The organism is Streptomyces sp. NPDC051133 (assembly GCF_040682635.1).
Lineage (GTDB): Bacteria > Actinomycetota > Actinomycetes > Streptomycetales > Streptomycetaceae > Streptomyces.
Genome location: NZ_JBFBBK010000006.1, coordinates 85,702 through 97,516 on the forward strand (window position 1 = coordinate 85,702; position 11,815 = coordinate 97,516).

The following is an 11,815-nucleotide window of genomic DNA, read 5'->3' on the forward strand; positions in this document are numbered from 1 at the left end:
GAGGTGAGGAATCCCATGGCCACGGCAGAAGATCTGCACAGCCGTGCCGAGCGCCCGGAGGCGGCAGGTGACGGCGGTCCGCAGCGCGATCCGGACGGTGCGCCCGGCACGCCCCGGCAGGTGCTCCTGCGGTTACTGCGCCCCTACCGCACCGGCATCGTCGCCGTCTTCGTCCTCCAGATCGTCAGCTCGCTCGCCGGGCTGGCCCCGCTGATCGCGGTGGTGGAGCTCGGCCGGGTCCTGCTCGCCTCCGGACCACCCGACCACCACGCCGCCTGGCGGGCGGTGTGGATCGGTGTCGCCGGGCTCTTCGTCCGTGTCGTCCTCGCCGCCGCCTCCGGCGGGATCGCCCATCTCGTCGACGGCCGCCTGCAGTTCTCGCTGCGGCGGCTGCTCGCCCAGCGCCTCGGCCGGGTCCCGCTCGGCTGGTACTCCCGGCACAGCTCCGGCGAGATCAACGGCGTGGTCCAGGGCGACGTCGACCAGCTGCACCACCTCATCGCCCACGCCCCGGTGGAGGCGACCTCCGCCGTCGTCGTCCCGCTCGCCTCGTTCGCGTACCTCGCCTGGGTGGACTGGCGGCTGACGCTCGTCGCGCTGGTCCCCGTGCTGCTCGGCCTGGCCCTGCACCGGCTGCTGATGTCCGAGGACCGCCAGCGCGAGGGCCGCCGGATGGGCGAGGCCATGGGGCGCATCGGTGCCGCGTCCGTGGAGTTCGTCGAGGGCATCTCCGTCGTCAAGACCTTCGGCGCCGGCGGACGCGCCCACCGGCGCTACCGCAAGGCCGCCGACGACTTCGCCGACTTCTTCCTGACCTACGTCGCGAGCGCCGCCGGCCTCGCCTCCCTCGCGGCGCTCGTACTGTCCCCGCCGTTCGTGCTCCTGCTCGTCCTGGCCGGCGGCACCGCGCTGATCGCGGCCGGCACCATGCCGCCCGCCGACCTGCTGCCCTTCCCGCTGCTCGCCGTCGCGCTGACCGCCCCGATCGCCGCCCTCGGCCACGGCATGGACAACGTGCACGCCGCCGAGCGCTCCGCCGAGCGCATCCGCGACCTGCTCGCCGTACCGCCGCTGCCCGCACCGGCCCGGCCGGCCGAACCGAACGGCGACCGCGTCGAGTTCCGCGGTGTCACCTTCGCCTACGACCCCGGCCGTCCCGTGCTGCACGGCGTGGACCTCACCCTCGAACCCGGCACCACCACCGTCCTGGTCGGCTCCTCCGGTGCCGGCAAGTCCACCCTCGCCCAGCTGCTGCCCCGGTTCTTCGACCCCGTCGAGGGCAGCGTCCTGCTCGGCGGCGTCGACCTGCGCGACATCCCCGCCGCGCGGCTGTACCGCAGCGTGTCCTTCGTCTTCCAGGACGTACGCCTGCTGCGCACCAGCATCGCCGACAACATCGCCCTCGCCGTCCCGGAGGCCGACCGGGCCGCGGTCGAGCGGGCCGCGCGCGCCGCCGGCATCCACGACCGCATCCAGGCCATGCCCCGCGGCTACGACTCCGTGATCGGCGAAGACGCCGGGCTCTCCGGCGGCGAGGCCCAGCGCCTGTCCGTCGCCCGCGCCCTCCTCGTCGACGCCCCCGTGCTGGTCCTGGACGAGGCGATGTCCTTCGCCGACGCCAAGACCGAGGCCGAGATCCGCGCCGCCCTGGAGACCCTCGTGCACGGCCGCACCCAACTGGTCATCGCGCACCGGCTGGAGACCGTCGCCCGGGCCGACCGGATCGTCGTCATGGGCGACGGCCGGATCGAGGAGAGCGGCACCTACGACGAACTGATGGCCAGGGGCGGGGCGTTCGCCGCTCTGTGGAACGCCCGGCACGCCCGCGCCGGCCTGGAGGGGGAGATCCGCCGATGATCCGGCTGCTGCTGCGCGTCCTGGGGGAACGGCACTCGGGCCCCCTGCGCCGTACCGTCGCGCTGATGTCCGTCTGCGCGGTCTGCGAGGGCCTGTCCTACGCCCTGCTCATTCCCCTGCTGCGCGCCCTCCTCGAGGACCGGGCGCGCTCCGCCTGGCCGTGGCTGGCCGGCTTCGCGGTGGCCGTGCTCGTCACCTCCGTGCTCGGCTACCTCAGCGACAAGTCCGGGTTCCGCACCGGCGGCGAACTCTCCCGCGGCCTGCACCACCGGCTCGGCGACCATCTCGCCGGGCTGCCGCTGGGCTGGTTCACCCCCGGCCGGGTGGGCGACGTCTCCGGGCTCACCAGCCGCAGCGTCCTCGAGGTGATGACGGTCCCGGCGCACCGGCTGCGGCCCCTGATCAACGCCACCCTCATCCCGCTCTCCACGGTCGTCGTGCTGTTCTTCCTCGACTGGCGCCTCGCCCTCGTCGGCCTGGTCGCGGCCCCCCTGATCGCCGGTGTGCAGCGCTGGACGTCCCGGGCCACCGCACGCCAGGACGAGGAGCGCGCCCGGCGCAGCGACGAGGCATCCGGCCGGGTCGTCGAGTACGTCCGCGCCCAGCCCGTGCTCCGGGCCGGCGGCCGTACCGGCGAGCGCTTCGGACTGCTCGACGACGCCCTGCGCGCGCAGTGGGAGAGCAGCCGGCGCGCCGCGCTCAGCGGGGTGCCGGGGATGCTCGGCCTCACCTTCTCCGTGCAGGCCGTCTTCACCGCCGTACTCGCCCTCGGCGTCTACTTCTGCCTCGACGGCGGTCTCGGCGCCGCCGAACTGCTGGCGATCATGGTGCTGGCGGCCCGCTGCGTGGACCCGCTGCTCTCCCTCGCCGACCTGGGCGGCATCATGCGCGTCTCGCGCGGCGAACTGGAGCGCATCGACGCCGTGCTCACCGAGCCCCCGCTGCCCACCGCCCCGCACGCCAAGCTCCCCGCCCACGACGGCGTGCGGTTCGACGCGGTCGGCTTCCGGCGCGGCGACCGCACCGTCCTCGACGGGCTCAGCCTGGAGGTCGGCGAGGGCCGCCGGGTCGCCGTGATCGGGTCCTCGGGCGCCGGCAAGACCACCCTGCTCCAGCTCGTCGCCCGCTTCCACGACGTCGACGAGGGCGCCGTACGGCTCGGCGGGGTGGATGTGCGGCACATCGACCCCGAGGTGCTCATGGCCCGGCTGTCCATGGTCTTCCAGGACGTCTACCTCTTCGAGGGCACCATCGAGGACAACGTCCGGCTCGGCCGTCCCGACGCCACCGAGGAGGAGGTGCGGGCAGCCGCCGCCGCGGCCTGCCTCGACGAGGTCGTGGCCCGGCTGCCCGACGGCTGGAACACCCAGGTCGGCGAGGGCGGCACCGCGCTGTCCGGCGGCGAGCGCCAGCGGGTGTCCATCGCCCGGGCGCTGCTCAAGGACGCCCCCGTGCTGCTGCTGGACGAGGCCACCTCGGCGCTCGACCCGCACAGCGAGGCGGTCGTCCAGCAAGGCCTCGAACGGCTCATGACGGGCCGTACGGTCATCATGGTCGCGCACCGCCTGCGCACGGTCGAGGACGCCGACCTGATCGTCTTCCTCGAGGACGGCCGGATCGCCGAGCAGGGAACGCACGAGGAACTCATGCGCCGTGGCGGCCGCTACGCCGCCTTCCGCAGGATCGCCGCGCCCGCACCGGCGTGACGCGGCCGTCTCCCCTCACTCGCTCGCCCACTCCAACCGAACATCCATCCGAACACGGGGGTCAGGGATGTCACGCACGCACTCGGCGGCAGGCTCGGGGGACCGCTCCGGGCCGCCGCGCACGCGCTGGCGGCCGGCGCAGCTCCGCGACCGGGTCGCGGAGCTGCTGGGCACCGCGCCGGAGGCCATCGACGAGGACGCCCAGCTCTTCCAATGCGGGCTCCAGTCACTGCAGTTGATGAAGCTGGTCAACGAGATGAACCGGGCGGGCGCCGCAGTGGACTTCACCACGATGGCCCAGGACCCCCGCCTCGCGGCGTGGTACGCGCTGCTCGGCGCCGGTGAGGGCGAAGGCGGGGGCGACGGGTCGGAACGGGCGCACGCCGCGGAGGAGTCCGACGGGGCCGAGGGCACCGCCCCCTTCCACGGATCCGCCCCCTTCGACGAGTCCGCCCCCTTCGACGAGTCCGCCCCCTTCCCCCTGACCGCCGTGCAGCAGGCCTACTGGATCGGCCGGGCCCCCGAGCAGCCGCTCGGGGGCGTCGGGTGCCACGCCTATCTGGAGATCGACACCCGGGACGTGGACCCCGGCCGGCTGGAGCGGGCCGTACGGGCGCTGCGGGACCGGCACCCGATGCTGCGCGCCTCCTTCGGGGACGACGGAACCCAGCGGATCACCGACGCCGCCTGGCCGGGACTCGTCGTCCACGACCACACCGGCCTGCGGGCCGACGCCGTCCCGGACGCCCTGGAGCGGCTGCGCGAACGGCTCTCCCACCGCGTGCTCGACGTCGCCGCCGCCGAGGTCCTCGACATCCGGCTCAGCCTCCTGCCCGGCGGGGCCCAGCGCCTGCACGTCAACGCCGACCTGCTCGTCGCGGACGTGCACAGCATCCGGCTGCTGCTGTCGGAGCTGGCCGCCCGCTACGACGACCCCGAGCGGACCGACGCACCGCGGTACACCTTCCCGCGGTACCTGTCCGACACCGCCGCCCGCCGCGCGGCCGAGCGCGAGCGGGCCCGCGCGTACTGGCAGCGGCGGCTGCCCGACCTCCCCGGCGGCCCGCCGCTGCCGCTGGCCGCCGAACCCGGCGAGAGCGGCCCGCCCCGCTTCGTCCGGCGCGGGCACACCCTCACCCCCGACGAGTGGCGGGCCCTGCGCGCCCGCGCCGCCGAGCACGGCATCACGCCCGCGGTGCTGCTGGTCACCGCCTTCTCCGAGGTCCTCGCCCGGTGGAGCGGTCGGCAGCGGTTCCTGCTCAACATCCCGCTGTTCGACCGCGACCCGTCCGTCCACCCCGACATCGAGCGCATCATCGCCGACTTCACCAGCCTGCTCCTGCTGGAGGTCGACCTGGCCGCCGACGCCGGCTTCGCCGACCGGGCCCGCGCCGTCCAGGCCCGGCTGCACGAGGACGTCGGCCACGCCGCCTACACCGGCGTGGACGTGCTGCGCGACTTCGTCCGCGCGGACGCCTCCGCCCCGCGCACCGCCCCGGTCGTCTTCGCCTGCAACCTCGAGGCGCCGCTGGTCCCCGACGACTGCGCGGCCCGCTTCGGCGAGCTGTCCTGGATGATCTCGCAGACCCCGCAGGTCTGGCTGGACCACCAGGTGTACGGCACCCGGGACGGCGGCCTGCTGCTGGCGTGGGACGCGGTGGAGGCCCTCTTCCCGGCCGGCGTCCTCGACACCATGTTCCAGGCGTACACCACCCTGGTGCGCTCCCTGGCCGCCGCCGACTGGAGCGGCCCGCCGCTCATACCCCTGCCGCACTCCCAGCTCCGATGTCGTACGGAGGCGAACTCCGTCACCCGCCGGGAGAGCGGCCGCCTGCTGCACCAGGACTTCTTCACCCGGGCCGCCGAACGGGCCGACGCGCCCGCCCTGTTGTGGGGGAGCGACGGCCGGCTCGGCCACGCCGAACTCGCCGAGCGGGCGCTGCGCGTGGCCGGCGCGCTCGTCGCCCACGGCGTCCGGCCGGGCAGCCCGGTCGTGGTCACCGCGCCCAAGGGCCCCGACCAGATCGCCGCCGTTCTCGGCATCCTCGCGGCGGGCGGCACCTACGTGCCCGTCGGCGTCGACCAGCCCCGCGAACGACGTGCCCGCATCCACGCACTGAGCGGCGCCGTCCTCGTCCTCGACGGCACCGGAGCACCCCCCGAGGGCCAGGGGCTCCCCGTCCTCCCGCTCGATCGGGCACTGCGCGCGGACCCGCTCGACGCGCCCCGGTACGGCTCCGTCGAGGACACCGCGTACGTCATCTTCACCTCCGGCTCCACCGGCACCCCCAAGGGCGTCGAGGTCAGCCACCGGGCCGCGGTCAACACCGTGGAGGACGTCGACGAGCGGTACGGGATCGGCCCCGAGGACCGGGTCCTCGCCGTCTCCGCGCTGGACTTCGACCTGTCGGTGTGGGACGTCTTCGGCCTGCTCGCCGCGGGCGGCGCCCTGGTCCTCGTCGACGAGGCCGACCGGCGGGACGCGCGGCGGTGGCTCGCGCTGTGCCGGGACCATGCGGTGACCGTGTGGAACTCGGTGCCCGCGCTGATGGACATGCTCCTCACCGCCGCCGAGGACACCCCGCTGCCGTCCTCCCTGCGGCTGGCGCTGCTCTCCGGCGACTGGATCGGGCTCGGCCTGCCCGGGCGGCTGGCCGAGGCGAGCCGGGGCGGGTGCCGGCTCGTCGCGCTCGGCGGCGCCACCGAGGCCGCCATCTGGTCCAATGCCCAGGAGGTCCGCTCCGTGCCCGCGCACTGGCGGTCCGTCCCCTACGGCCGCCCGCTGGCCAACCAGCGGTTCCGCGTCGTCGATCCGCAGGGCCGCGACTGCCCGGACTGGGTGCCGGGGGAGCTGTGGATCGGCGGCACCGGGGTGGCCCAGGGCTACCGGGGCGCCCCGGACCTGACGGCGGAGCGCTTCCCGCACCGGGCCGACGGCCGCTGGTACCGCACCGGCGACCTCGGCCGGTACTGGCCCGACGGCACGCTCGAATTCCTGGGCCGCATGGACCACCAGGTCAAGGTCAACGGCTTCCGCATCGAACTCGGCGAGATCGAGGCGGCCCTGGAGTCCCACCCGGCCGTCACCCACGCCCTGGCCACGGTCGTGGGCGACCACACCCGGGACCTGGCGGCGGCGTTCGTCCCCGCCCTCAGCCCGCCGCCGTCCCCGGCAGGTGCCCGGCCCGGGCCCGACGAGTGGCCGGAGAGCTCACCGGGCGGGACCACGCCGGCCCAGGGGCCGTCGGCGGACACCGAGGACGGCCTGCTCCCGCACTCCCCGGCCGGGCCGCCCGACGCCACCGCGACGGCCGCCGTCGAGCTGGAGGCGGAACTCACCGAGACGCTGCTCGCGGCCCTGCTCACTCCGCTCCTGGACCCCGCCCCCCAGCGGCCGGACGGGGCCGCACCACACCCCGCGCCCGGCGCGCGGCCGTCCGGCGGAGCCGTCCCGGACCCCGTGCCCGGTGTGCGGCCGCCCGGCGAGCCCGTCCCGCTCCCCGCTCCCGGTGCGCCGGCACCGGGAGCGGCCGGACCGTCCGCGGGTGAGGTGCGGCGGGGCCGGTTCGAGGCCTGGGCCGGCTTTCTGCGGGAGCGCGGTGTGCTCGACGGGAGTTCGGCGGGGCCGCGGTGGGGGAGTGTCCGGGAGGCGGAGCGGGCCGCGCGGTTGCGCGGGCGCGTCGCCGGCACGCATCTCCAGCCGGTCGTCGACAGCTGGGCGGGCGCCGTCCCCCTGCTCTCCGCCGTCCTCGCCGGCACGGCCGACCCGGAGGCCCTCGCCGACGACCCCGTCCTGTCCCCCGACGGCCTCGCCACCCACCTGCCCGGGGTCGGCCCCTGCCTGGAGGCCGCCGCCCGTGCCGTCGAGGCCCGCACCGCCACCGGCGGCGCCACCCCGGAGGTCGCCGTGTGGGCGGCGCACGGCGGCCGGAGCGCCGCCGCCCTGCTGGAGCGGCTCAAGCCCGGCACGGTCCGCTGCACCCTGCTCGACCCCCGCGCCTCCCGGCTCGCCGCCGCCGAGGCCCGGCTCGCCGGGTCCGGGCACGAGATCCGTACCGCCGTCCAGGACGCCTTCGCGGTGCCCGAGGCGCGGCTCGCCACGTTCGACGTGCTCGTGGTGAACGACGTGCTCGGCCTGGAACCCGATCCGGACGCCGCCGCACGCGCCCTCGCCCTGCTGGGCCGCCCCGGCGGCCGGCTTCTGCTGCTCGCCCGGACGCCGGTGTCCCCGCTGGCCCTGCCGACCGCCACCGTGCCGGATCCCGCCTCCCCGCCGGACGCGGCACGGTGGCTGCGGGCGCTGCGGCAGGCCGGGTTCGCCTCCGCCGGGGTCGCGCACCGCGAGCCGGACGGCGTCGTGCTGCTCACCGCGCGCCGCCCGGACGGCGGACCCGGCACCGACCCCGCGTCGATCCGGGCCCGGCTCGCCGAGCGGCTGCCCGCCCACATGGTCCCCGGCGTCCTCGTCGGCCTCACCCGGCTGCCGCTGAGCGCCAACGGCAAGGTGGACCGGCGGCCGGTGGAGCAGGTCCTCGGCCAGGGCGTCGCCCCCGCCGGCGGCGAGACGGAGCCGCCACAGGGCCCGCTGGAGGAGACGGTGGCCCAGCTGTGGGCCGGGGTGCTGGGCGTCCCCGTGACCGCACGCGGCGCGGACTTCTTCGCGCTCGGCGGAGACAGTCTGGCCGCCACCCGTCTGGTCACGGCGCTGCGCGGCCGGCTGGGCGTGGAGCTGCCCATGCGCGACGTCCTGCGCGCCCCGACCGTGGCCGGGATGAGCGCGCTGGCCGAGGCGGCCGGCGCGGGCCGGGACCCGGGCGCCGGCGCGGAGTTCGAGGAGGGCGAGCTGTGACAACGGCGGACCGGCGCACGCCCTGCGCACCGCGCAGGTACTCCCCGCGCACCCACGCCCGCGCCCGCCTGGTCTGCTTCCCGCACGCCGGGGGCGCGGCCGGTGCCTACCGCTCCTGGGCCCTGGACGCTCCCTGGGACGTCGAGGTGTGCGCGGTGCAGTACCCGGGCCGCGGCGACCGGTTCGGCGAGCGGCCCGCCGCCCGGATGGCGGACCTCGTCGACGACGTCGTCGCCGGCCTGACGGCCGGCACCGGGCCGGCCGGCCTCGGGGCCTGTGTGCTGTTCGGGCACAGCATGGGCGCGGCGGTGGCGTACGAGACGGCCCGCCGGCTCGCCGTGACCGGCCGCCCGCCGGCCGCGCTGGTGGTCTCCGGGCAGCCGGCCCCGCACCGCACCCGGGGCGGCGGCCTGCACCGGGCGACCGACGCCGAACTCCTCGCGGACCTCGGCCGGTTGGGCGGCACCGCGGCGGACGTCCTCGCCAGTCCGGCGCTGCTGGAGGTCCTGCTGCCCGCCGTCCGCGCCGACTACCGGCTGATCGAGACGTACCGGCCGCTGCCCGGCGGCCCGCCGGCCGTACCGGTGACCGTGCTGTACGCCGACGACGACCCGGAGGTGACGCCCGAGGAGGCCGCGGCCTGGGCCGAGGCGACCACGGGGACGTACGAGGCCGCGGTCTTCACGGGCGGTCACTTCTACCTGGAGGCGCACCGCGACAGCGTGCTGGCCCGGGTGTTCCGGGCGGTGCGGGCCGCCCTGCCGACGACGGCCGCCGCCTGGCCGTCCACTCCGTGACCACCGACGACCACGACCGAGTGACCGCACACGAGCACGACCGACCGACGGTGACCGAACGACGAGGGGGATCTCCATGCACGAGGGCTGTGTGCCCTGGCCCGAACCGGTGGCCCGCGCCTACCGGGAGCAGGGACTGTGGAACGGCGACGTCCTGGGCTCCTGGCCGCCCGCGGGCCCGGACGGCGGCGCCCGGACCGCCCTGGTGGCGCCGTCCGGCACCCTGACGTACGACGCGCTCGACCGGGCCGCCGCCCGCACGGCCGCGGGCCTGCTGCGCGCCGGGCTCACCGCCGGCGACCGGATCGTCGTCCAACTGCCCAACGACACCGACCTCGTGGTGCTGAGCCTGGCGTGCTTCCGTACCGGCGTCCTGCCGGTGTACGCCCTGCCCGCGCACCGCTCGGCGGAGATCACCCACCTGGTGTCGGCCTCGGACGCGGTGGCGTACGTCTGCCCGGACCGGGTGCTCGACTGCGACCACCGGGACGTCGCCCGGGAGGTGCTGGAGCGGACCGGCAGCCTGCGGCACGTCTTCGTGGCCGGGGACCCGGGGCCGTACACCCCGCTCACCGCCCTCGACGCCGAACCCCGGGAACTGCCCGGCCCGGACCCCGGGGACGTGGCGTTCTTCCTGCTGTCCGGGGGCACGTCCGGCCCGCCCAAGCTGATTCCGCGCACCCACGCCGACTACACGTACCAACTGCGCGAGACCGCGCGGCTGTGCGCCGTCGGACCGGACGACGTCTATCTCGCCGCCCTGCCCGCGGCGCACAACTTCGCGCTCGGCTGCCCCGGCGTGCTGGGCGTCCTGCGCGCCGGGGGCACGGTGGTGCTCGCCCCCGCGCCTACCGCGGACGTGTGCTTCCCGCTCGTCGCGCGCACGGGCGTGACGCTGACCTCGCTGGTGCCGCCGCTGGTGCCGCTGTGGCTGGACGCCGCGGAGTGGACGGACGACGACCTGTCCTCGCTGCGGGTGCTGCAGGTCGGCGGCGCCCGGCTGGACCCGGAGACGGCCCGTGAGGTCCCGAAGGCCCTCGGCTGCACGCTCCAGCAGGTCTACGGCATGGCCGAGGGGCTGCTGAACTTCACCCGCCTCGACGACCCGGAGGAGGTCGTCGTGCACACCCAGGGCCGGCCGCTGTCGCCCGCGGACGAGGTCCGGGTGGTCCGGGAGGACGGCACGGAGGCGGAAGCGGGCGAGACCGGTGAGCTGTTCACCCGGGGCCCGTACACCCTGCGCGGCTACTACCGGGCGCGGGAGCGCAACGCCACGCGCTTCACCGCGGACGGCTACTACCGCAGCGGCGACCTGGTACGCCGCACGCCCGGGGGCGACTTCGAGGTGGTCGGCCGGATCAACGACGTCGTCAACCGGGGCGGTGAGAAGGTGCCGGCGCAGGAGGTCGAGGAGCACCTGCTGGCCGCACTGCCGGTGACGGCCGTCGCGGTGATCGGGCTGCCGGACCCGCTGATGGGCGAACGGACCTGCGCCTGTGTGGTCCCCCGCGACCCCGTGCACCCGCCGGCGCTGTCCGACGTCCAGGCGGCCCTGCGGGCCCGGGGCCTCGCGGGCTACAAGCTGCCGGACCAACTGGTGGTGCTGGACCGGATGCCGCTGACCGGAGTCGGCAAGATCGACAAGCGGACCCTGAAGGCGGACCTGGAGGCCTGAACCCGCGCCACGACACACCTCGACGCCGCACACGCAGGGGGTCTTTCCCGGCGTGTGCGGCGGTGTGCGCGGCGCGGTCACGCTCACGCCCGGCCGGCCGGTGAGCGTGACCGGACCCGCCCGCCCGGCCGGTTCCCGTGGGCGTCGCCGGCTACCCGTCCCGCCCGCCCCGCCCCCGGGGCACGCCCCCTCGGTCCGTGGCCCGTGCCGCACCCGTGTCGGACAGCAGGCCGTCCACGATGGCCGTCAGGCCCTGGCGGTGGGTGTCGCGGGTGGTGATCTCGTCCCATCGGGCGGCCAGGGCGGCCAGTTGCGGGAACTCCTCCGCGGACAGCGCGGCGAACGCCTTGTCGCGGTGCGGCGGCCGCTCCAGCCCGGCGCGGTGCCGTTCGCGGTTGAGCCGGATGGTGAGTTCGCCGGCGGTGTAGTACCAGATGACACGGTAGGCGTAGACGGCGTCCTCGGGGCTGAGCCCGCACTCGATCGCCGCGTCGATCATGTTCTCCACGATCCACAGCGCGGAGACCGCCAACAGGTCGTCGGAGGCGAGGATCTGCACGATCCACGGGCACTCGGCGAGGATCTCGTGCAGCACCCGGCTCGCGGCGATCAGCCGTTCCCGCGGCTCGGTGGGCAGTTCGGGCCGGGGGAACCGCTGGGCGTGCCGCTCCAGCAACAGCAGCAGCAGTTCGTCCTTGTCCCGCACATGGTGGTAGAGGGCCATCGCCGTGCTCGACAGCTCCTGTGCGAGCCGCCGCATCGACAGGTGCTCGGGGCCTTCCTCGTCCAGGATGCGCTGGGCCGCGGTGAGGATCGCCTCCTGGGACAGACGGGGTGGGCGGCCGGTCCTGCCGGTGCGTCGCGTGGGAGGCGTCATTCGCGTGTCTTCCTGTTTCTTCCTGCTGGGCTCTTCTCGGCCGAGGATGCTGCG

The 11,815-nt window shown here is 75.9% G+C and carries 6 protein-coding genes; 5 read left to right on the forward strand and 1 reads right to left on the reverse strand.

Going from position 1 to position 11,815, the window contains the following annotated elements:
• Window positions 1-15: 15 nt before the first annotated feature.
• From AB0N17_RS09395 to AB0N17_RS09415, 5 genes are all read left to right on the forward strand, one after another.
• A complete protein-coding gene (locus AB0N17_RS09395; protein WP_366010577.1) occupies window positions 16-1,857 on the forward strand; it encodes an ABC transporter ATP-binding protein in 1,842 nt (613 codons plus the stop codon).
• Window positions 1,854-3,563, forward strand: coding sequence for an ABC transporter ATP-binding protein (locus AB0N17_RS09400; protein ID WP_366010578.1), 1,710 nt, complete (start codon window positions 1,854-1,856; stop codon window positions 3,561-3,563). Before AB0N17_RS09395 ends, AB0N17_RS09400 begins: the two co-directional genes overlap by 4 nt.
• A gap of 67 nt (window positions 3,564-3,630) precedes the next feature.
• A complete protein-coding gene (locus AB0N17_RS09405) occupies window positions 3,631-8,412 on the forward strand; it encodes an amino acid adenylation domain-containing protein (protein ID WP_366010579.1) in 4,782 nt (1,593 codons plus the stop codon).
• On the forward strand, window positions 8,409-9,209 hold the full coding sequence (locus tag AB0N17_RS09410; protein ID WP_366010580.1) for an alpha/beta fold hydrolase: 801 nt from the start codon (window positions 8,409-8,411) through the stop codon (window positions 9,207-9,209). Before AB0N17_RS09405 ends, AB0N17_RS09410 begins: the two co-directional genes overlap by 4 nt.
• A gap of 76 nt (window positions 9,210-9,285) precedes the next feature.
• Window positions 9,286-10,884 (forward strand): AMP-binding protein, encoded by a 1,599-nt coding sequence (locus AB0N17_RS09415; protein ID WP_366010581.1) that lies wholly within the window; start codon window positions 9,286-9,288, stop codon window positions 10,882-10,884.
• A 151-nt stretch (window positions 10,885-11,035) separates the two neighbouring features.
• On the opposite strand, the gene AB0N17_RS09420 is transcribed toward AB0N17_RS09415, so the two are convergent.
• Window positions 11,036-11,761, reverse strand: a complete 726-nt coding sequence (locus tag AB0N17_RS09420; protein ID WP_366010582.1) for a TetR/AcrR family transcriptional regulator — start codon at window positions 11,759-11,761, stop codon at window positions 11,036-11,038.
• Window positions 11,762-11,815 lie beyond the last annotated feature (54 nt).

Bases quoted from the DNA above. Each gene is read 5' to 3' on its own strand.
- AB0N17_RS09395 (WP_366010577.1), top strand. From the start codon at position 16: ATGGCCACGGCAGAAGATCTGCACAGCCGTGCCGAGCGCCCGGAGGCG.
- AB0N17_RS09400 (WP_366010578.1), top strand. From the start codon at position 1,854: ATGATCCGGCTGCTGCTGCGCGTCCTGGGGGAACGGCACTCGGGCCCC.
- AB0N17_RS09405 (WP_366010579.1), top strand. From the start codon at position 3,631: ATGTCACGCACGCACTCGGCGGCAGGCTCGGGGGACCGCTCCGGGCCG.
- AB0N17_RS09415 (WP_366010581.1), top strand. From the start codon at position 9,286: ATGCACGAGGGCTGTGTGCCCTGGCCCGAACCGGTGGCCCGCGCCTAC.
- AB0N17_RS09420 (WP_366010582.1), bottom strand. From the start codon at position 11,761: ATGACGCCTCCCACGCGACGCACCGGCAGGACCGGCCGCCCACCCCGT.